The organism is Pseudoalteromonas sp. SG43-3, assembly GCF_014164385.1.
Taxonomy (GTDB): Bacteria; Pseudomonadota; Gammaproteobacteria; order Enterobacterales; family Alteromonadaceae; genus Pseudoalteromonas; species Pseudoalteromonas distincta.
Genome location: NZ_JACJFC010000009.1, coordinates 1 through 20,762, shown reverse-complemented (window position 1 = coordinate 20,762; position 20,762 = coordinate 1). Strand labels below are relative to the sequence as shown.

Below are 20,762 nucleotides of genomic sequence, written 5' to 3'. Positions count from 1 at the left end.
AAATTAAATTTACTCGGCCTTTTCAATGTTAGCAGTTAGCAGTTAGCTACTGCATAGGTGAAAATAATCGTTGGTATGTTTTATAGGCGTACTCGTCGGTCATTCCGCTTAAGTAATCGCAAATTATACGCATACCTTGGTTTTGTTTTTGTGCTTCTATGTATTGTGCTTGTGTTGTTTCGGGTAATAAACGCAGCGGATCGCTAGCAAACGCGGTAAATAATTCTATTAGTAAGTTTTGACCTTTGAACTCTATTTGCTGCATTTCGGGGTCACGTATTAAACGTTGAAACACAAAATGCTTAAGTATTTGCAATACACTGTCGTATTGGGCATCTAATTTAGCGGTGTACTTTAAAATAGGGCATTCAAAGTTATCGTTTTGAATATCCAAATGTATATGAATTATAAAGGTATTAACCAGCTCACCTATGGCATCTTTTCGCTCATAATCATTTTTTGAAAACAAGCGCTGGGTCAGCGATTCAAGCATGGCGTTTAGCCAGTCAAAGTTTAGTGCTTTTAAATGGGGCAGAGCATGGGTTTGCCAATCGTCTAATGTGAGTACGTGGGTTGCAATGGCATCTTCTAAGTCGTGTACCGCGTATGCTATATCGTCGGCATGCTCCATTATGGCGCTGTCGAGCGATTTATAAGTTGTTTTAGCGCGGTACTTATCAATAGCGGCATGGTTACCTAACAATGTTTTATCGTTTTGACTCAGTGGTTCTACTATCCAATTAAATATGGCTGCGTCGTCGTTGTATAACCCTTTGGCTGGTCGCCAATCATCCGCTTTTATAAATGCACGACCGGTTGTGGCATCGGGAATGGTATGCCAAAGCGTATTAATAAACGCGGGGTATTTTATAAAACCTAACAAAGTACGACGAGTTAGGTTCATACCGTGCCCATTACTGTAGGGCTCAAGTTTTGCAACTATGCGCAGTGTTTGTGCGTTACCTTCAAAACCACCGTGATCGCGCATCATGTAATTTAGCGCTATTTCGCCACCATGGCCAAAGGGTGGATGGCCAATATCGTGCGCTAAACACAGTGTTTCGAGCAGTCCAGTTGATGGAAAGTGCGTAAAGTCGCTATGTTGCGCTTTTAAATGGCGCAATATGCCGGTACCAATTTGCGATACTTCTAAAGAGTGGGTAAGGCGAGTGCGGTAAAAGTCGTTTAGGCCAATGCCCATAATTTGGGTTTTAGCTTGCAAACGCCTAAATGCTGCGGCATGAATAATACGCGAACGGTCGACCTGCCACGGCGAGCGGTTATCGTTAGGACGATGTTTATATTGCTCTATTATTCGGCTTTGCCATTGTTTATCCATACTGCTTACTCACACATAGTTAATATTATTAAACTTTGCTCAGTATACCCATGGACTTATAAATTGCGAATGAACAAATGCACTACATAGGCTCTGTTTTATCTAAAACCCAAATAAACTGCTGAAAATTCAACCGTAAAAGGTCATCAAACCCCAGTTATTCGCGTTTATAAAGTGGCTTAGGTATAATGCGCCTTCGTATGCTTGTGTATTAACCATGCATAGTTGTTGTTTCAAAGAGAGAATACATGTTAAAAACGATTTTTAAGCTTTTACTAACCGTGTTTTTTGTATGGGCGCTTGCATATCCGTTTATACAAAATGATGATGTTGAACTAGATGAACAAACGTCAGAACAACCAAAAAAAGTGAAGAAAAAAGAAAAACCATTACATAATGTAAAACTGCCAAAGTTTTCAGAATTTAGTGATGTTAAAGAAAAAAAACATGCATTTTTTAGCTTTATTCGTCCGCACGTTGAAGCCGAAAACAAAAAAATATTACAGCAACGCGCTAAGCTTGAAATAGCACGCATGATGCTTGAGGGTAACGAGCCACTGCAATCTAAACAAAGCAAAGATATTGCAGCAATATTAAAGTCGTACGGTTTACCAACCACCATTGATACGCTAATACTTACGCAAGCACTACGCCGTGTTGATATAATCCCTAAAGAATTAGCGCTTATGCAAGCTGCAAATGAATCGGCGTGGGGCACATCGCGTTTTGCACGTATTGGCCTTAACTTTTTTGGTCAGTGGTGTTACACGAAAGGTTGTGGCATGGTACCAAAACGCCGTAATACTGGAGCTGCACACGAAGTTGCTGCGTTTAAATCGGTAAGAGCTGCTATAAACTCTTATTTTAAAAACATAAATACGCATCCTGCTTATAAAGATTTGCGCGCAATACGTGAAAACTTACGTCTTGAGCAAAAACCAATTTTAGCGACTGAACTTACACATGGTTTAATGTCTTACTCTGAGCGCGGTGAAGCGTATATAGAAGAGCTAAACACGATGATTAGCCAAAATAGAGCCTACTTTGATGAATAAATACATTTTTAATTGCACCAACGCCATTGCGTTAGTGCTGCTGGGCATGAGTGCATTTAATGTTAATGCAAGAGAATTTGTTATGTCGTATGACGGTTTTTATGACCGATTAAAAGTTGTTAACAAAGGCGACTTCCAATATGCGCGAGTTAATTTTTATATAAGTGATATAGCAACTAATGAAGCGTGTGCCATTAAAAGCGGCACTATTTTAACTGAAAGAAACGAGTACCCACTTAACTTCACCGATAAAGCACAGCTATTATTACCGTTCGATAAGCAACTTGATACAGATAAAGCCGTCATTGTGGTGCAGCCACAAAATCCAGATCATGATTGCCAATTAAAACTTCAAATAGAAGCAAACGAACTTGAAGATTTAACATTTTCAAAGCAGTCGTTATATACCATTAACGAAGAACTTGATGAGCTGTTAACTGATTTATCGGGCTTTTTTGTAAGTAAATTAATGTGGTTTTTATTACCAGAGCAAAAGGGCGTAGCAGTTACATTTAAAAGCCCAATGCAATTTGATGATAAGAGCATAATGTGTGAAAAGTCAGTGTGTTATTTTGCAGTTAAAGATAGCTGGGAAGATGATAGCGCAGTGCTTGGCGATATATCGAACGTTATTAAAGTAACGCCTTGGATTGTTAAGTAGCTCACATACAAAAAGCGGCATTTAGCCGCTTTTTTTGTACCAAAATCAGTACTCTTTTTTAGTCTTTGGTTTTTATTTAATAAGTGGTGCTGATGAATCGCGCTGCATTAAAGTAGGTTCAAAAAAGCGATTTATAACGAGGTTTTTATTTTGATATACGTCTTTAAGCACTAATTTAGCTGCCATTTCGCCCATTTTCCCGACCGGATTATCTATGGTCGTGAGTGTAGGGTACAGGTAGTTTGCAAAAATAACGTTATCAAATCCAACAATCGATAAATCAATTGGTAAGTTATAACCGTGCTCTCGTGCATACTTCATGGCACCGGAGGCCATTTCGTCATTGGCGCATACCAGTGCAGTAAAGCTAAGTTTTTCATCAATAAAATGTTTTAAGCCTTTACTACCGCCGGTTTCGTTAAAGTCCCCAATGTAATAAAGCGCAGGATCAAATTTAATACCAGTCTCTGTGAGTGCTTGTTTATGACCCTCTAAGCGGTTAAAAGCATCGGCTTTAAACTGCGGACCTGCAATGTACGCTATTTGTGTATGGCCTTGATTTAATATCGATTTAGTGGCTAGGTAGCCACCTAATTGATTATCTAGGCTGATACAGTTGTCTTTTAATTGCTCTACGTAACGGCTCATTAAATAAACGGGCGTAGAGCCTTTACTTAGTTTTATTAGGTAGTCGTCTGAAACGGCTTCAACGTGCAAAATAATAGCATCGCAGCGTCTGCTAATTAAAAACTCAATGCCTTCTTGTTCTTTGTCTTCTTCACTGTGCCCGGTGGTAATAATAACGTGTTTACCCGCAGCACGAAGCTCCGACTCAATACCTGCCATCATTTGGGCAAAGAAAGGACCATGTAACTCAGACACTAAAATACCGACACTGTTAGTACAGTTAGAGGCTAAAGATTGCGCTATTGAGTTAGGCTTGTAGCCAAGCTGCTCCATGGCATCAAGCACTTTTTGTTTGGTTTTATCGCTTACACGGGTATTTTTGTTCATCACGCGAGAAACGGTGGCTAACGATACGCCCGCAAGCTCTGAGACTTGATAAATTGTTGCCATGTTATTTGTTCACTCGCTTATCCTTAACTACTTCGGCTAAATAATACCTTAGAGTATATATCTTAACTAGCTGTTAGTTTAGATTGAATATTTTCAACAACCTGATTAGTCAGTGTATATTTTTTCATTATGTAGGCAACAAATAAAGATCCAAAAGCAGGTAACACAGTAAATGAAAGTAAAATACCGTGTTGAGTATCAAGTGTTTGTACTACATCGGCCTGATAACTGTAAAAAGATAACAACCAGCCTGCAATTGCGCCGCCTACCGCCACGCCCATTTTAATAAAAAATATGACGCCTGAATAAACTAAACCCGTAATGCGTACACCTGTTTTTTCATGCCCGTAATCTATGGTGTCGGCCATTTTTGCCCACAACAAAGGGGTTGCCATATCTAAAAAGAATTTCCATAAAATAAAGGCAGTAAATGCGAGTACTAATTGATCTTTACTAATAAAGTAACTAAAACCACAAATAGCGGCGGCAATAACTTGTAAGCTTATATAGGCTTTTATTTTACAAAAGCGCTTTGCAAGCGGTTGAGCTAAAGCACACCCTAGCATGCTTGCTGCAACGCCTAGTGTCATAAATAAGGTGATTAAATCGTCTCGACCTAAATAGTATTTTACGTAGTAAACAGCAAGCGTAAGCCTTAATACTTGACCGGTAAGTAAAAAAAACGCAGCTAAGCAAAGTGTTCGCCATTGATCGTTTTTAATTAATGCTTTAATACTTTGGGCAAAAGGAATGTTTTGCTCTTTTGGCTGTTGTATACGCTCTTTTGTGCCTAAAAAACAAAGTAAAAAAAGTACAAAGCCTAAAATGCTCATTGCAGTCATGGTGTATTGATAGCCCTTAGCAGCATCGCCTTGGCCAAAGTACTCAACCATTGGCATAGTACAACCCGCTACTATTACGCCGCCTAACATACCAAATACAAACCGGTAAGACTGAATAGTCACGCGCTCTTTTACATCTGCAGTAAGTACACCGCCCAATGCACAATAAGGAATATTGATAGCGGTGTAAGCCACCATAAGTAGTGTGTAAGTAGTAAAGGCATAAATTATTTTATCGGTGCCTTCTAAATCAGGCGTAGTAAACGCTAAAATACTAATAATGGCAAAAGGAAGCGAAAGCCAAAGTAGGTAGGGGCGAAAGTGCCCCCAGCGCGTATGTGTTTTGTCAGCAAGGTTGCCCATTAATGGGTCGGTTACGGCATCAAAAATACGTACTGCTAAAAACATAGTACCGACAACAGCGGGTGATAAACCCACTACGTCTGTGTAGTACAGCATTAAAAACATCATAACTGTTTGAAAAATGATATTACTGGCGGTGTCGCCTAAGCCATACGCTATTTTTTCTTTTACACTGACCATGATTATTTATCCCGCTTTATACTTGTTTTTAGTTATGGGTATGCTCTTATCTTTTAGAGATGAGTTCTTTATAAGCTAAGCCACTTTTTTTAATAGTGCGTTGCTGGGTTTTATAATCTACATACACAATACCAAAACGTTTTAAATAGCCTTCAGCCCATTCAAAGTTATCCATTAGACTCCAAGCAAAGTAGCCATGTATAACAACACCTTGTTCAATTGCATTATGAACCGCGTTTAAATGAGTATTATAATAACTTAAACGGTCTAAGTCGTTAACTGCACCATTATTATATGTATCGGGCATGGCTGCGCCATTTTCTGTTATATAAATAGGCGGTAGGGTGTATGTTTTATTAAGCGATACGAGCAGGTCGGTGAACGATTGCGGGTAAACTTCCCATCCCATATCAGTCAACGGACCTGTAGGTGCAATGGGTTCATAAATGTCAGTAGGATGCGCCTTATAAACTTGGCGGGTATAAAAGTTAATGCCTAAGTAATCAATTGGCTGAGAAATTAATTCCATATCACCTGGATGTATTTCTGGTAAATGATCCTCAGGTAGTTGGTTAATTATATCAGGGTATTTACCGTCCATTATTGGTTTCATGTACCACTGATTTAAATAGTCATCAGCGTATTTTGCACTGTCTATGTCTTGTTGAGTATCTGTAAGCGGGTAGGCGGGTGTAAAGTTAAGCACAATGCCGTTTTGAGTATCAGGCGATGTTTTATTTAGCACGTTCATAGCCAGACCATGAGCGAGTAATAAGTGATGAGCTGCTTTTTTACCATACTGCTTGCCTACTAGACCTGGGGCATGTATGCCAATTTCGTAACCCAAAAATGCGCTGCAAAAGGGTTCGTTTAATGTAGCGTAAGAATACACTCGTGTTCCAAATGCGTTAGTAATTAGTTCTACGTACTGCTCAAATGCATAAGCTGTTTTTCTGTTAAGCCAGCCGCCTTCATCTTCAAGGTGTTGCGGTAAATCCCAGTGATACAAAGTAACAAAGGCTTTTATATTTTTTCGTTTTAGCTCATCTAAAATATCAGTATAAAACTTAACGCCTACAGGATTTAACTTTCCGTCTTGAGTCATAACGCGAGGCCATGAAATAGAAAGCCTGTAAGCATCAACACCTAGAGACTCTATTAAATCTATGTCTTGTTGCCAATTGTTGTAATGATCGCAGGCAATATGACCATGTGAATTATCAGCAATTTTACCTGCAGTACTACAAAAGGTATCCCAAATACACGGTAAGCGATGCTCATACCCGCCCTCTATCTGAAATGATGCTGTTGCTACACCATAAACAAAGTCTTTTGTTAATAGAGGTGAATTAAATGGTAATGATATTTTTGTCATTAGTTACAAACCTTTTTGAGAACTTAATTGCACGCTTAGCGCCTATTTTTACTGACTTTCAGCGGTTACAAAACATTATTAAAAATAAAAGTTGTTGAAATATGTAACATGTTCGTATTTAATTAGCCGTGAAAGCGCTTACATTTTTAGATTAATGTTAATTAATCTTCAGGTCAACTCTTTAATACTGCGCCTTAGCGGGGTTTGTATTAATTACTTACTGAAGATCAATTTATAATAATAAATTGCGGAGAGCACATGGCTAGTTCAGCACCACTGACATCACACACACAGTCGCAAAACCACCAAGATAAAAACTATGGTTTTGCACTTACATCTTTAACTTCACTATTTTTTATGTGGGGTTTTATTACCTGCTTAAATGATATTTTGATTCCGCATTTAAAAGCGGTTTTCGATTTAACTTATGTTCAAGCAATGCTTGTGCAGTTTTGCTTTTTTGGCGCTTACTTTTTAATGTCACTCCCTAGTGGATACATTGTTAAAAAGCTTGGTTATAAAAAAGGAATCGTGGTTGGGCTTTTAATTGCGGCAGTAGGGTGTATCTTATTTTACCCAGCAGCGTCTTTACATAGTTACTCTGTATTTTTATTCGCTTTATTTGTACTTGCCAGCGGCATAACGTTATTGCAAGTATCTGCTAATCCTTACGTAAGTTTGTTGGGCTCACCAAAAACTGCGTCATCTCGACTTACGCTTACCCAAGCTTTTAATGCATTAGGTACCACTGTTGCGCCATCATTTGGTGCTCTGTTAATTCTAGACTCAGCGTCAGAAGCCTTTTTAACACCGGCTCAAAATGCAGAGTCAGTTCAACTTCCTTACCTCCTTTTAGCTGCAATGCTTATTTTACTAGCCGGTATTTTTGCTTGGCTTAAATTACCAGACATTATGAGCGAGCAAAAAGCAGAAGCCGAAAAATCAGAGGCAATTGAAGGCAGTGCTTGGCAGTACCGCCATCTTGTATTAGGTGCTGTGGGTATATTTATGTATGTAGGCGCCGAAGTGGCAATTGGTAGCTTTTTAGTAAGCTTTTTAGCACAAGAAAATATAGCAGGGCTAAAAGAGAATGTTGCAGCTCATTACATCACTTATTATTTTGGTGGTGCTATGGTTGGGCGTTTCATTGGTGCTGCTGTAATGCAAAAACTACCCGCAGGTAAAGTACTTGGCTTTAACGCAACCATGGCTATTATTTTAGTCATTATTGCCATGAGCACGTCGGGTCAATTAGCAATGTGGTCAATACTATTGGTTGGTTTATTCAATTCGATTATGTTCCCAACTATTTTTAGTTTAGCGTTAAATGGACTTGGTAAGCATACCGCTCAAGGCTCTGGTATTTTGTGTTTGGCGATTGTAGGTGGTGCAATAGTGCCACTTTTACAAGGTGCGCTTGCTGATAGTGTGGGTGTTCAACTTTCGTATGTTTTACCTATTTTATGTTACATATTTATTGTTTTTTACGGCCTACGAGGCAGCAAACCAGTATTAGTGAAGGAGCCATCATAATGAAAACGACTTTTAAACTTAATGCATTAGCAATTGCAACGTTAGTAGGAAGTGTTACTGCACTAAGCGGATGTACTAACGAAAGCAATGTTGAAAAAGTAAATGTTGAAGCGCAATCAAAGCTTGAGAAAATTTGGCCAAAGCTTTCAATTGCAGTGAAAAAAGACCCTGCTATTGAAGCTCAAATTGTCACGTTTTTAGAAAATATGACGCTTGAGCAAAAAGTAGCGCAAATGATTCAACCAGAAATTCGTGATATTACCGTTGAAGACATGCGTAAATATGGTTTTGGCTCTTACCTCAATGGCGGTGGTGCTTTTCCTAATGGCGATAAGCATGCAACGCCAGAGGATTGGGTTGCACTTGCAGAAAAAATGTATCAAGCATCTATTGATGACTCAGTGGACGGCAGCAAAATTCCGACTATGTGGGGCACCGATGCAGTACATGGTCATAATAACGTAATTGGCGCGACACTTTTTCCACATAACATTGGTTTAGGCGCGGCTAATAACCCAGATTTAATAGAGCAAATAGCGTCTATTACCGCAGTAGAAGTAATGGCTACGGGGATAGATTGGGTATTTGCACCCACTGTAGCAGTAGTACGAGACGACCGTTGGGGCAGAACGTACGAAGGCTATTCTGAAGATCCAAAAATTGTTCACGATTACTCAGCAGCGATTGTAAATGGATTGCAAGGTAAAGCCGATGGCGACTTTTTAAGTGATAAGCGCGTTATTAGCACGGTTAAGCACTTTATTGGCGATGGCGGCACCGTTGATGGAGATGATCAGGGAAATAATATAGACAGCGAGCAATCGCTATTTGATATTCATGCCCAAGGTTACGTAGGTGGTTTGTCGGCGGGTAGTCAATCTGTTATGGCATCTTTTAATAGCTGGAATGGCGTTAAAAATCACGGCAATAAATACTTACTTACAGATGTATTAAAAACACGTATGGGTTTTGATGGTTTTGTAGTGGGTGATTGGAACGGCCATGGGCAAATTAAAGGCTGTACTAACGAAAGCTGCCCAGAAGCGGTAAATGCTGGCCTTGATATTTTTATGGTACCAACAGGTGCGTGGAAGCCGCTATATGAAAATACAATTGCACAAGTAAATGCAGGTAAAATAAGTATGAGCCGCATTGATGATGCGGTTGCACGTATTTTACGCGTTAAGTTACGCGCTGGGTTATTTGATAAACCAAGTCCAGCTAAGCGTCTGTACTCGGGTAAAACAGAGCTTATTGGCGCTCAAGCGCATCGCGAAGTAGCACGTCAAGCTGTGCGCGAGTCGCTTGTATTGCTTAAAAATAAAAATAACCTATTACCTATTGCAGCTAATCAACGCGTACTTGTTGCAGGTGATGGTGCCGATAACATAGGCAAACAGTCTGGTGGTTGGAGTATTACGTGGCAGGGGACTAATAATAAAAATGCAGATTTCCCAGGAGCAACGTCAATTTACAAAGGGCTTGAAGAGCAAATATCTGCAGCAGGTGGAAGTGTTACTTTAAGTGCTGATGGTACGTTTGAACAACGTCCTGATGTTGCCATTGTTGTATTTGGTGAAGAACCTTACGCGGAAGGGCACGGCGATAAAGATAACCTTGAGTTTGAGCGCGGAAATAAAAAGTCATTAGCACTTTTAAGCTCGTTAAAAGAGCAAGGTATCCCTGTTGTATCTGTGTTTATTTCAGGTCGACCTATGTGGGTGAACAGCGAACTTAACGCATCTGATGCGTTTGTAGCTGCATGGTTACCTGGTACAGAAGGTGCGGGTATTGCTGATGTTTTATTAAAAGCGGCAGACGGCACCATCCAAAATAACTTTAAAGGTAAGCTATCGTTTTCTTGGCCTAAATCGGCGGTACAAACTGCGGTTAATAAAGGCGATGAAAATTACGATCCATTACTTCCTTATGGTTTTGGTTTAACGTATGGCGATAAAAATGTGCTAGCTGACGACCTTGATGAAGACTCTAAACTTGATAACTCAGGGCTTACGAGTATGGATATACTTGTTGGTGCACCTGTAGCGCCATGGCGCTTATTGTTAAAATCGGGCGATGAGCTTTTAGATGTATCGAGTAGTACGCATGAATTTGGTGCAATTAAATACCGTACTGAGGACAAAACAGTACAAGAAGACGCGCGCCAATTTAACTTCAGCGGTGCAGAAAAAGCCAGTGCTGAAATAGTAACAAGCTTTGCAGAAGATACCATTGCCTACGTTGAAGCAAACAGTGTGATTAGCTTTGATATTAAATTAAACGAAGCACTAACGAGCGATGTAGCCCTTGCTATGACTTGTTCTGGTGAGTGTGGTGCAAGCATTGATTTAGCAAACGTAGTGGATAAAACTATTGAAAATAAATGGCAGTCAGTATCAATCGATTTAGGTTGTTTTGCTGATAAGGGTGTTAATTTTGCAAGCCTAACAAGCCCATTTAGCTTACACAGCAATCGTAAAGCATCAATTTCTGTAGCTAATATTCAGTTTGTACCAAATAAAGCGGACGAGGCTACGCTGTCTTGTAAGTAGTTTATTAACTCTATTGTGTGTATACCAAAGCCCTTCTAATGAAGGGCTTTTTTTATGGATAGATGTTAGCTAGATAAAATATGGTAGTTTAAATATAGTTGTTTTTAATGCGCTTATAAGTCACTTAAAAGCAATTAACTTTTCGTGAGTAAGTTTTTTTCATCAAAGGTTACTACTTTGTCTCGGCCAGTTTCTTTAGCTAAGTAAAGGCGTTTATCGGCATAAGCGAGCAGTTCTTTTATAGTTGCATTCCCATTAATTGCATTACTTACCCCAGCGCTTACGGAAAGTTTTATATGCTGATTTTCATGATAAAAAGCTTGAGTGCTTATATTCTTTCTTAATAGCTCAGCATCACTTTTTGCTGCACCAAGGGTGTAATCAGGTAGTAAAATGGCAAATTCTTCTCCGCCAATTCTGGCACTAATACCTACATTTAAAAATTGCTCTTTAATAAAGTGAGATATCCACTTAATTGCGTGGTCGCCCGCTTCGTGACCAAACTGATCGTTTACACGTTTAAAAAAATCAATATCGAGCAAAATAACAGACACATTTTTGTCTATATTTTTAGGATCACTTAGTGCTTCTTTACTTTTTGTAAAAAAGCCACGGCGATTAAGTAATTGGCTTAAAGTATCGGTGTTAGCAAGGCTTGAAAGTGTATGCTCTGTATTAGAGGCCAGCAGGTATGGCAATATTAGTGCGCTACAAGTGGCCAAAATTAAATGACTACTTAAGATAAGTTGCAGTGGCTCTATGTAGTTTGGCGAATTAATACTAAAAATAGATATTGCCAATAGTGTTGTTTGTATGAGCATTAAAATGCTGTGAATTGAAAAACAAACTATCAGCGCTTTTTTTTGCAAAGTGGCTACAAAGTTCATCTGCTTAATAATATATGCGGAATATAGGTATAAAACCGAAATAATTAAGCTTGTCAGCATTTGCCCTGCAGGGTCTGAATATATGGGTAATAAAGCAACCCCCGTTAATCCAAGGAGACAATAAAGAGGTTTTAAGTTTAGTGCCTTACTGTGCTTATATTTATTTAACCCAATAATAATTAATAATGGACTTAGTAATATAAAAATATCAGCCAAATAGTGTGTAATAAAAGGCGCGTCTATTACTAACTTTAAACAGGCAAGTAACTCGGCAAATGCAAAGGTAATGCATGCTAGGCCAAATAATAAAAATGATGTTTGTTTTTTAAAGTTATGTACGGATAAAAAAAACAAGCCTATTAATACGTTAAGAATAAAAGAGAGACTGATCACAGTAGGCAGGTGTAGCATTTAAGATTCTCTTTTATTAAAGATAGGCGTGGTTGGTGTGGAAAACTTGCTGATTATTATGTATTAATGTTTAAAGGTCAATATGGGTAAAAAGTAGTAATTTACCCATATATCTAATTTGAAAGGGATTTTAACTGAACGAATATTAACGCCCGCTAAACCAAGCTCTCTAAAGCCGATTTTATATCAGGATGATGAAAACGATAATTGTTAACGAGTGCCTTTTTAGGGATTACAAATTGCCCCGTTGTTAGTAAGTCTGACATTTCACCCATTAATAGTTTAAGTACTGGGGTTGGCATAGTGATAAATGCAGGTCGAGAGAGCGCCTCGCCTAAGCTTTTACTAAATTGAGCATTGCTTACAGGGTTGGGTGCTGTTGCGTTAACAGGGCCTGATATTTCTGGGTGTTTAATAATAAAGAGTATTAGCTGAATCATATCGTCGATGTGTATCCACGACATGCCTTGCTCGCCATTACCAATCGGGCCACCCAGGCATAATTTAAAAGCAGGTAACATTTTTCCAAGTGCACCTCCTTTTTTAGCTAAAACAATACCCGTTCGCAAAAGGCATACTCTGGTTTGTTCTGATTGGGCGAGTAGTGCTGCATTTTCCCAGTCTTTACAAAGCTGGTGGCTAAATTCATCGTGTGGGCGTTCAAAAGTTTCATCAATAGGATTACTATTTTGTCGACCATAAAAACCAATTGCACTGCCAGATATAAAAGTATGCGGGGGTATACTACAGGCTTTAATCGCTTGACTAATTTGCTGTGTAATATCAATACGACTGTTTCGTATTATTTGCTTTTGTTTGTCGCTCCAGCGTTTATTTACAATCGGCTCGCCAGCGAGATTAATAACGATATCAACAGTGTTAAAGTCAACATCACTAATGTCACTTACGGCTTTAACTTTGTGGCCTAATAATACGTTTGCTTTAGTTGGATTGCGGCTAAGTACAGTAACAGTATTATGATGAAGTAAAAAAGGGCATAAGTGCTTACCAATTAATCCGGTCGCGCCAGTTATAAATATATGCATTATTCATCCTTACAATAAAATAGAAGCAAGTGATTAAAAAACATACTCGCTAGCAAACAGCTTTGCAAATTTATACGTAAAACAGGCTTTTATGATCACTTCGTAATTATTTCATTTAATTACCTTTTGCCTTACACTGGGACGATATAGTTAATAAAAGGATTAATAAATTGGCAAGTTTAACTGGAGTAAATAAAAGCTTAATAGTTTTTGCTTCCTTAGTAGTGGTCCTCGCTGGAATAAAAGCCGCGAGTGTAATTATTATTCCGTTTATTTTGGCGGCATTTATTGCCATTATTTGTAACCCGCTTATCAAGTTTTTTGCGCGCTACAAAATTCCTAAAGGCATTGCTGTTATGTTGGTCGTGCTGATTATAGTTGGCTTAGGGGTAAGCCTTGGCGGGCTTGTAGGGCAATCTATCAACGACTTTTCTCAGCAGCTTCCTGAGTATAAAACACAACTTAAAGAAGAGTTTGTGTGGCTGGTCGATTTAGCATCTCAATACAACATACTGATCAATAAAGATCAGTTAATTAATATGTTCGACCCTGGCAAAATGGTTGATGTGGCCACTAATATGCTCACTGGGTTAGGTGGCGTAATGGCAAACATGTTTTTAATTATTTTAACGGTTGTTTTTATGCTGTTTGAAGGGCCAATGCTGAGCAAGAAAATACATATGGCACTTGAAGACCCTGATAGTAAAATGAAGCAAATTGACCGCTTTTTAGAATCTATTAATTCATACTTGGCAATTAAAACGCTAGTAAGTTTAGGGACGGGTATTATTGCTGCGTTTTACTTATGGATTTTAGACGTTGACTACTTTGTGCTTTGGGGCGTGTTGGCATTTATGTTCAATTACATTCCAAATATAGGTTCAATTATTGCGGCTGTACCAGCTGTATTACTTGCCCTTATTACTCAAGGCCCATTAGTGGCAGGACTTGTTGCTGCAGGATATTTAACAATAAATACGGTAATGGGTAATATTGTAGAGCCTAAATTTTTGGGTAAAGGGCTGGGTCTTTCAACGTTAGTGGTGTTTTTATCATTAATATTTTGGGGCTGGTTATTAGGTACTGTGGGTATGCTTTTATCTGTACCATTAACAATGATTGTAAAAATAGCCCTAGAAGCCAGTGCAGAAGGCAAGTGGGTTGCCACTTTATTGGGCAGTGGTGAAGACGTTACTAAAAATAACTAACATTTATAACCATCAAGGGCTGTAAAATTAAAACCCTTGATGGTTAAGTTATCAATAAATACAGGGCTATTAATTAATAAACGATTTAATAGCGTCATCCACTGCGTATATTGCGCCTTCTAAATATCCTGCTTCTTGTTTTGCAAACTCACTCGCTACAAAATGAATATTGAGGTTACTTAATTGCTCTTCCAAGTTTGAAAAATCAAATTCTGGGTGCTGTGAAGGCTGAGTTTGATCGTCTTTATTAGCTACAAATTTATCCTCTGCCCAGTCTTTAATAAAGTACCCGGTTGCCTTTTCAGCATCCTTACCATAAAAGTAGCTGAGCTGTTGGGCACAGGCTTGAATTAATTGCTCTTGAGTTACTTGGTTTCGTGATAAGTAGGGCACACCTATAAAGCCAAATAATGCGGCGTAATTACTATCCTCAGCACTGGCATCGTGAATTTCTACCATAGGGCCTACGCGGCTAAAGCTTTGCCCAGATAAGTTTTTATCACGCCAAAATGCATGTTCAAAAGTAGCTATAAACTTGGCTTGTCCTGCCATCCATGTAGGTACGCTGCTAAGGCGGTTTATGAGTGTTGGAGTCGCCCATAGTTCAGGTGTTAAATGCGTTGTAACCATACGAGGAGGAATTGCTGAAATTAATTTGCCAGTAGTAAAGTGCTTTATATTGCCTAAGTGATTAACCGTAATTAGCCAGTTATTATCACCTTTTTTAAGCTCAGTGACATTATGTTCTAATAATATTGAATCAGGATTAAGCTGCTCATATAAGGCAGTTATTAAGGTATTCATGCTGTGTTTGAGTCTAAATAGTTGCATATCTCCAGCACCTGCAATTTGTTGAGGTTGTTTGAAGTTAGGTGCTTGATATAACACATCACCTTTATGGTATTGCTCAAATATACTTAAGTTGAGTGACTTTATTAGCGCTTGAATTTTTGGTTGGTGGGGAAATATCCACGTAGGACCCAAATCAAAACTAACATCGTTATTTATTGGTGATTGCGCGGCAAAAATTCGGCCACCTAATTGCGATTTAGCTTCTAATAATAAGTACTCAATATTAAGTAGTTGTAATTTATACGCACTGTATAAACCAGCAAGTCCGCCACCTATAATAATTACTGGTTTGGTCATCTGTTTATCCATTAGTTTTTAGCAATCTACTAGTAGGTAGTTTGTTTTGGTATGAATAAATTGTCAAGTAAGCTATAGGGAGTGAGTAAAGAAACGTAACTAGTTTAGTGTGCTTAAGTTACGTCAAAATGGGTGTTTTAGTGATTCTGTAAATTGATTTATAAGCTCAATTTCACACAGTTTATAGCTAATGGCTGCGGTTGTCGCATTAGGAAGTTTTATTAAGTAACGCCATTGGCAGGCGCTCTCAAGGTACTTTTCATTATTTTTAATGCTGCGCATAAATAACGGCAGCACTTGCTTATTGCCTGTGCTTTCTTGTGACTTAGTTAGCTCATATTTACGCTTTTGTATCCAACTGCCTTGTGCTTGTTTTGCTTTATCAATTTGGCTATCTAGGCATTGAATATATCGCTTAGCTTCATCGGTTGTTGCTTTAGCGGCTAAAGTACATGCTTCATCTGCAAAGCTGTATTGGCTTGAAGCTAATAACACAATGGCAGTTAGTTTTAATAAATAGTTACTTTTTGTCATTGTAATTAAACTCTAAAATAAATTGAGCGCCGCCTAAGTTATCAGCTTCTGTAATGGTAAGTGTACCGCGATAGGACTTAACCAAGTCAGATACAATTGCCATCCCTACGCCGTGTCCGCTTTCGTATGTATCCAGACGAGTACCCCGTGTAAGTAGAGATTCACGTTTGTCCTCTGGCACGCCAGGACCATCATCGCTAATTCCAATACATAAAGTTTTGCTTTGAATAACTTGTATTGCTACTTGTGAGCGACACGCTTTACAGGCGTTATCAATCAAGTTACCGAGTAATTCCATTAAATCTGTTTGATCGCCTAAAAAATAATCTTTTTCGGTTACAGTGCAGCTAAAAATAATATCTTTATCACGATATACTTTTGCCATAGCACTGAGTATTGAATCGAGTACTGGCTTAATAGGGGTTTGTTTTTTCCACGTGTCTGATGCGCCCGTTGCAGCACGTTTTAATTGGTGCTCGATCATCACATTAATGCGGTCGAGTTGTTCTTGTGCATCGGCATCGTTTGCCAATGGACTTGATTTTAATACAGCAAGCGGCGTTTTGAGTGCATGAGCAAGATCGCTCAATGAGGCTCTATAGCGTTCTTTTTGGCGTTGTTGCGACTCAAGTAGCAAGTTTAGATCTGCTTTTATTGTTTGCAGTTCTACAGGGTAGAGGCCTTTAATTTCTTGAATATCACCCGATTCAATTGCTTTTATTTCTTTATCGAGTCTTTGGAGTGGGCGAGCGCTCCAAATAAAACCAATCGCCATCAGGCCTGCAATTGCAATGCCCATTATAAACATCCAATCTACAAGGGTTTGCTTAAAGCCATCCATTAAACGAAGTAGAGCGTCATTACGTTTAACTAATATAAAGCGAGCTTGTTCTGATTGATCTATGTTATTTAAAATTACAGTCAGGCTAAGTTGCCAGTACGCGGTGTTATTATACTCCACGCGCCTGAAATCGGCAGCACCGGCTTTGGTTTCTATTTGTTGAGGTACATAGTTTAAATTTACAGCCGATTCTGAGTTCCAAACAGGATCATCATCTCGGTAAATCATTGCGTAGGTATCTGAATTTAATCTGTTTAACTCAGGCGCTAAAATAGTGCTGGGCATAATAATACCATGCTCAGTAAAGTCGACTTCAGATATTAGCGAGTAAAGCTGTGCTTCGAGAGTTTTTTCAGTCGCATCAACAAGTGAAGCGTAATACGCCTTACCAATTGAATAAAATAAGATAGGAAGTGCGACTAACAAAACAAAGACAAGGATAAATCCTTGCCTTATTTTTAACGATATTTGCGGTATTACCACTGGCTTTTAAGCCTGTAACCACGCCCACGTAGTGTTTCTACTGGGTTTAGTACGCCTTCAGGGTCAAGCTTTTTACGCAAACGTAGTACAAATACTTCAATTACGTTTGAATCAAGGTCGAAATCTTGGTCGTAAATGTGCTCAGTCAGTTCTGATTTAGAAATTACTTTTTGCGGATTTACCATTAAGTATTCAAGTACTTTATATTCGTAAGCTGTCAGGCTAAGTTCTTTGTCATCAACCCATACTTGTTGTGAACGTGTATGGATTTTAATTGGACCTGCAGTCATTTCTGGATTTGCTTTACCAGCACTGCGACGAATTAATGCATTACAACGGGCAATAAGCTCTTCAACATGAAATGGCTTAGTAAGGTAGTCATCGGCACCTGCATCTAAACCTTCTACTTTATCTTGCCAGCGATCGCGCGCGGTTAAGATTAAAATAGGGATTGTAATGCCTTGTGCTCGTGCTTTATTAATTAGCTCAATACCGTCTATTTTAGGTAAACCTAAATCAACTACGGCCATATCAAGCGGGTATTCTGTAATGTGGAAAAGACCTGCTTCACCATCGTGGCATAAATCCACGCTGTAACGTTCTTTTTCTAAGGCATTACGTAGGTTATCTGCTAAATGTAAATCGTCTTCTATAACTAAAATTCGCATTTTTAATCCTTTTTCACTTCGCCGGTTTTTTTATTAATATGTAAATCAACGACGTGGCCGTCAGATTTGAGTATTCGTACGGTATAAAAATCTGTTTTTTCGGTAATTTTTAAGGTCTTACCGCCAATTGTTTTCTTTGCGAGTATTACGGCTTTCTTTTTGTCCACCTCAGCATGAGATGCTTGGGTGGCGGTTGCTGCTTGACTAAAGTTAGCTAAGCTAACACAAGCAATAAAACCGAGGCTTAATAATACGCGCATAATGGAAAACTCCTAGACCAGACTCACTTAGTTTAATTAACTAAGTTACTAAAATTCAAGTAAAAACGGTAAATTCGTTTTTATCCTGATAATTTTAATTAAAAACCTGTGAACAAACCCTGAATTACAGTGCAACGCACGCTCTAGGGTTTAATACTTTTTAAGCAGGAAATACCTTTTTAAAAGGTTTAACAATTGTATTTTCATAGATGCCAGCGGCAACGTAAGGGTCTGCTGCTGCCCACTCTCGAGCTGCTTCAATTGATTCAAATTCAGCAACCACTAATGAACCGGTAAAACCTGCTTCTTGAGGATCTTCACTATCGACTGCCGGTAATGGACCGGCGGTAAGTAGACGGTTTTGTGAATCAAGCTCACTAAGGCGTGCTAAATGTGCCGGGCGTGCTGCTTTTCTAAGCTCTAAGCTGTTTTCAACGTCTGTTGAGTGAATCATGTACAACATAAGGAATCTCATAAAAATTGTTAAATTTGATTAACGCAATACTACCACAGCGTTGAAAATTGGTGAATTAAAAGCGTATTTACACAGGTTTACACTTCGATTTTATTTTTAAGCTGTAATTGCTTGAAAATCTCTGTGTAACACTGGTAGAGTCGCTGAAATATACAAAATAATAAAAAGGTTTTATGCATGAGCGAAAATAGAGAACGATTTAGTTCCCGCCTTGGATTCATAATGGCAGCGGCCGGTTCAGCTGTTGGTATTGGTAATTTAGTTGGTTTTCCGGTTTCTGCTACTAAAAATGGTGGTGGCGCATTCTTATTAATTTACGCTTTATTTGTCATATTCATTTGTTTACCAGTCATGATGGCTGAAATGGCAATGGGTCGTAACGCTCAAAAAGATCCACTTGGTTCGTACAAACTATTATCTAATAACGATAAAAAATGGAAGTTAGCTGGTTTTTTTGCGGTGCTTACACCATTTATGATTGCTGTATTTTATATGGTGATTACGGTTTGGATCTTTGGTTATTTAACGCAAACAGGCCTCGGTAATTTAGATTTACTTGCAGATCCTGGCCACTTTGGTGTTTTTATTAATAGTTACACTGTGTTTGGTTATATGGCTGTTGTGGTTATTATCGTTAACTTAATTTTGTTAGGTGGTGTTAAACAAGGCATAGAAAAAGCCGCCAAATTTTTAATGCCCGCTTTATTAGTTATGCTACTAGCTCTAGTTACTTATGTATTAACGCTTGATAACGCAATGGCCGGTGTTAAATACTATATTATTCCTGATTTTTCTAAAATGAATGCAAGTGTCTTAAATGGCGCATTAAGCCAAGCGTTTTTTTCGCTATCTTTGGGCATGGGTATCTTAATGACTTACGCATCGTATATTTCTAAAAAGGATGACATTGTCAGTAGCGCTAAAATGGTTGCTATTACTGACTCACTCGTTGCGTTTGTAGCGGGGCTAATGGTGTTGCCAGCGATATTTAGCTTTGACCCAAATACAGACCCATCAGCACTTTCTGACTCGTCCGTATCAATGATTTTTGTATACCTACCTAAAATATTATTAGCACTGCAAAATGATATTGGCTATGTAGGTGCGTCTATTGTTGCGTTCTCATTCTTTTTATTGGTATTTTTTGCAGCGATTACTTCACTTGTTTCAATAGTGGAGGTACCGACAGCAACACTAAGCGACCGTAAAGGTATTAGCCGTAAAAAAGCACTGGGCATCCTTACACTTTCAACCGGTGTACTTACTATTTTATGTACAATGTCGTTTGGTATGATTGACAGCCTTACATCTTTCACCAGTTATGGCGGCGTTAGTAAGAGCTTTTTTGATATTATTGTTGATGTATTTTACGACACAATTTTACCGCTTAATGGCTTAATGGTGTGTTTGTTTGTAATGTACCGCTGGAAAAAAGCACGCTTAACACAAGAGCTAAGCTTAGGTTCGCCTAATTATGCGGGAAGCTTGATGGAAAAGTACGTTAACTTTTCACTTTCAACGTTTATTCCTGTCATTCTAGCTGTAATATTTATAAATACAGTGGCGACTAAGTTTTTTGATTTAAAAATATTTGGTTTTTAATAGGCCTCTTTAAAAGCTTATTGAATAATATAATGCCGCTCAGTTAAGCTTAGCGGCATTTTTTATAGGCGTTTTTTACAGGTATCTGGTCTAACTATTATACCAACCTGCATAAATCTTTGATCAATTTAACGAATTAAATTGCACTATAACGTCGTTAAAAATTTTTTATTTAGAACAACTAGATACAAAAATTTTTGCCTAGTTCTAGCGTAATTTTC

Annotated in this window: 18 protein-coding genes; 6 read left to right on the top strand and 12 right to left on the bottom strand. The window is 38.5% G+C overall.

What is annotated here, in order from left to right; genetic code table 11:
- Window positions 1-46: 46 nt before the first annotated feature.
- The gene (locus tag H5157_RS09995; RefSeq protein ID WP_024595429.1) at window positions 47-1,339 is read right to left on the bottom strand and encodes an anti-phage deoxyguanosine triphosphatase; all 1,293 of its coding nucleotides are present in this window, start codon (window positions 1,337-1,339) and stop codon (window positions 47-49) included.
- 248 nt (window positions 1,340-1,587) lie between these two features.
- Between H5157_RS09995 and H5157_RS09990 the strand changes: the two genes are divergently transcribed.
- Window positions 1,588-2,394, top strand: coding sequence for a glucosaminidase domain-containing protein (locus H5157_RS09990; RefSeq protein WP_182724616.1), 807 nt, complete (start codon window positions 1,588-1,590; stop codon window positions 2,392-2,394).
- Window positions 2,387-3,055, top strand: coding sequence for a DUF2987 domain-containing protein (locus H5157_RS09985; RefSeq protein ID WP_259395138.1), 669 nt, complete (start codon window positions 2,387-2,389; stop codon window positions 3,053-3,055). Before H5157_RS09990 ends, H5157_RS09985 begins: the two co-directional genes overlap by 8 nt.
- A gap of 72 nt (window positions 3,056-3,127) precedes the next feature.
- Here H5157_RS09985 and H5157_RS09980 read toward each other — a convergent pair whose 3' ends face one another.
- From H5157_RS09980 to H5157_RS09970, 3 genes are all read right to left on the bottom strand, one after another.
- Window positions 3,128-4,132, bottom strand: coding sequence for a LacI family DNA-binding transcriptional regulator (locus H5157_RS09980; RefSeq protein WP_182724615.1), 1,005 nt, complete (start codon window positions 4,130-4,132; stop codon window positions 3,128-3,130).
- A gap of 62 nt (window positions 4,133-4,194) precedes the next feature.
- Complete coding sequence (locus H5157_RS09975; RefSeq protein ID WP_182711620.1) at window positions 4,195-5,517, bottom strand: glycoside-pentoside-hexuronide (GPH):cation symporter; 1,323 nt, start codon at window positions 5,515-5,517, stop codon at window positions 4,195-4,197.
- A gap of 46 nt (window positions 5,518-5,563) precedes the next feature.
- The gene (locus H5157_RS09970) at window positions 5,564-6,892 is read right to left on the bottom strand and encodes a GH1 family beta-glucosidase (protein ID WP_182696454.1); all 1,329 of its coding nucleotides are present in this window, start codon (window positions 6,890-6,892) and stop codon (window positions 5,564-5,566) included.
- Window positions 6,893-7,150: 258 nt separating this feature from the next.
- Here H5157_RS09970 and H5157_RS09965 point away from each other — a divergent pair, with 258 nt between their 5' ends.
- Window positions 7,151-8,425: a sugar MFS transporter gene (locus H5157_RS09965; RefSeq protein ID WP_182696455.1), complete on the top strand. Its 1,275-nt coding sequence runs from the start codon at window positions 7,151-7,153 to the stop codon at window positions 8,423-8,425.
- Entirely contained in the window at window positions 8,425-10,977 is a 2,553-nt protein-coding gene (locus H5157_RS09960; protein WP_182724614.1) for an exo 1,3/1,4-beta-D-glucan glucohydrolase, read from the top strand. The genes H5157_RS09965 and H5157_RS09960 overlap by 1 nt, the downstream gene beginning before the upstream one ends.
- A 134-nt stretch (window positions 10,978-11,111) precedes the next feature.
- Here H5157_RS09960 and H5157_RS09955 read toward each other — a convergent pair whose 3' ends face one another.
- Window positions 11,112-12,275, bottom strand: a complete 1,164-nt coding sequence (locus H5157_RS09955) for a GGDEF domain-containing protein (protein WP_182692543.1) — start codon at window positions 12,273-12,275, stop codon at window positions 11,112-11,114.
- A 155-nt stretch (window positions 12,276-12,430) separates the two neighbouring features.
- Complete coding sequence (locus tag H5157_RS09950; RefSeq protein WP_182692544.1) at window positions 12,431-13,321, bottom strand: TIGR01777 family oxidoreductase; 891 nt, start codon at window positions 13,319-13,321, stop codon at window positions 12,431-12,433.
- 170 nt (window positions 13,322-13,491) lie between these two features.
- On the opposite strand from H5157_RS09950, the gene H5157_RS09945 reads away from it, so the two are divergent.
- The gene (locus H5157_RS09945) at window positions 13,492-14,529 is read left to right on the top strand and encodes an AI-2E family transporter (protein WP_024595420.1); all 1,038 of its coding nucleotides are present in this window, start codon (window positions 13,492-13,494) and stop codon (window positions 14,527-14,529) included.
- A gap of 69 nt (window positions 14,530-14,598) precedes the next feature.
- On the opposite strand, the gene H5157_RS09940 is transcribed toward H5157_RS09945, so the two are convergent.
- From H5157_RS09940 to H5157_RS09915, 6 genes are all read right to left on the bottom strand, one after another.
- The gene (locus H5157_RS09940; protein ID WP_024606451.1) at window positions 14,599-15,678 is read right to left on the bottom strand and encodes an FAD-dependent oxidoreductase; all 1,080 of its coding nucleotides are present in this window, start codon (window positions 15,676-15,678) and stop codon (window positions 14,599-14,601) included.
- A 123-nt stretch (window positions 15,679-15,801) separates the two neighbouring features.
- The gene (locus H5157_RS09935; RefSeq protein ID WP_182724613.1) at window positions 15,802-16,212 is read right to left on the bottom strand and encodes a hypothetical protein; all 411 of its coding nucleotides are present in this window, start codon (window positions 16,210-16,212) and stop codon (window positions 15,802-15,804) included.
- The gene (locus H5157_RS09930; protein WP_024606453.1) at window positions 16,199-17,536 is read right to left on the bottom strand and encodes an ATP-binding protein; all 1,338 of its coding nucleotides are present in this window, start codon (window positions 17,534-17,536) and stop codon (window positions 16,199-16,201) included. Before H5157_RS09930 ends, H5157_RS09935 begins: the two co-directional genes overlap by 14 nt.
- Window positions 17,530-18,204 (bottom strand): response regulator transcription factor, encoded by a 675-nt coding sequence (locus H5157_RS09925; RefSeq protein ID WP_007375447.1) that lies wholly within the window; start codon window positions 18,202-18,204, stop codon window positions 17,530-17,532. The genes H5157_RS09930 and H5157_RS09925 overlap by 7 nt, the downstream gene beginning before the upstream one ends.
- 2 nt (window positions 18,205-18,206) lie before the next feature.
- Entirely contained in the window at window positions 18,207-18,464 is a 258-nt protein-coding gene (locus tag H5157_RS09920; RefSeq protein ID WP_024594903.1) for a PepSY domain-containing protein, read from the bottom strand.
- Between the two features lie 160 nt (window positions 18,465-18,624).
- Window positions 18,625-18,927, bottom strand: a complete 303-nt coding sequence (locus tag H5157_RS09915) for a YciI family protein (RefSeq protein WP_024599115.1) — start codon at window positions 18,925-18,927, stop codon at window positions 18,625-18,627.
- 189 nt (window positions 18,928-19,116) lie between these two features.
- Here H5157_RS09915 and H5157_RS09910 point away from each other — a divergent pair, with 189 nt between their 5' ends.
- Window positions 19,117-20,541: a sodium-dependent transporter gene (locus H5157_RS09910; RefSeq protein ID WP_182724612.1), complete on the top strand. Its 1,425-nt coding sequence runs from the start codon at window positions 19,117-19,119 to the stop codon at window positions 20,539-20,541.
- The last annotated feature ends 221 nt before the right edge of the window (window positions 20,542-20,762 follow it).

Excerpts from the sequence above, each read along its gene's own strand:
- H5157_RS09935 (WP_182724613.1), bottom strand. The coding sequence starts at position 16,212 with ATGACAAAAAGTAACTATTTATTAAAACTAACTGCCATTGTGTTATTA.
- H5157_RS09955 (WP_182692543.1), bottom strand. The coding sequence starts at position 12,275 with ATGCTACACCTGCCTACTGTGATCAGTCTCTCTTTTATTCTTAACGTA.
- H5157_RS09910 (WP_182724612.1), top strand. The coding sequence starts at position 19,117 with ATGAGCGAAAATAGAGAACGATTTAGTTCCCGCCTTGGATTCATAATG.
- H5157_RS09995 (WP_024595429.1), bottom strand. The coding sequence starts at position 1,339 with ATGGATAAACAATGGCAAAGCCGAATAATAGAGCAATATAAACATCGT.
- H5157_RS09925 (WP_007375447.1), bottom strand. The coding sequence starts at position 18,204 with ATGCGAATTTTAGTTATAGAAGACGATTTACATTTAGCAGATAACCTA.
- H5157_RS09950 (WP_182692544.1), bottom strand. The coding sequence starts at position 13,321 with ATGCATATATTTATAACTGGCGCGACCGGATTAATTGGTAAGCACTTA.
- H5157_RS09975 (WP_182711620.1), bottom strand. The coding sequence starts at position 5,517 with ATGGTCAGTGTAAAAGAAAAAATAGCGTATGGCTTAGGCGACACCGCC.
- H5157_RS09990 (WP_182724616.1), top strand. The coding sequence starts at position 1,588 with ATGTTAAAAACGATTTTTAAGCTTTTACTAACCGTGTTTTTTGTATGG.
- H5157_RS09915 (WP_024599115.1), bottom strand. The coding sequence starts at position 18,927 with ATGTTGTACATGATTCACTCAACAGACGTTGAAAACAGCTTAGAGCTT.
- H5157_RS09920 (WP_024594903.1), bottom strand. The coding sequence starts at position 18,464 with ATGCGCGTATTATTAAGCCTCGGTTTTATTGCTTGTGTTAGCTTAGCT.
- H5157_RS09970 (WP_182696454.1), bottom strand. The coding sequence starts at position 6,892 with ATGACAAAAATATCATTACCATTTAATTCACCTCTATTAACAAAAGAC.
- H5157_RS09965 (WP_182696455.1), top strand. The coding sequence starts at position 7,151 with ATGGCTAGTTCAGCACCACTGACATCACACACACAGTCGCAAAACCAC.
- H5157_RS09985 (WP_259395138.1), top strand. The coding sequence starts at position 2,387 with ATGAATAAATACATTTTTAATTGCACCAACGCCATTGCGTTAGTGCTG.
- H5157_RS09980 (WP_182724615.1), bottom strand. The coding sequence starts at position 4,132 with ATGGCAACAATTTATCAAGTCTCAGAGCTTGCGGGCGTATCGTTAGCC.
- H5157_RS09960 (WP_182724614.1), top strand. The coding sequence starts at position 8,425 with ATGAAAACGACTTTTAAACTTAATGCATTAGCAATTGCAACGTTAGTA.
- H5157_RS09940 (WP_024606451.1), bottom strand. The coding sequence starts at position 15,678 with ATGACCAAACCAGTAATTATTATAGGTGGCGGACTTGCTGGTTTATAC.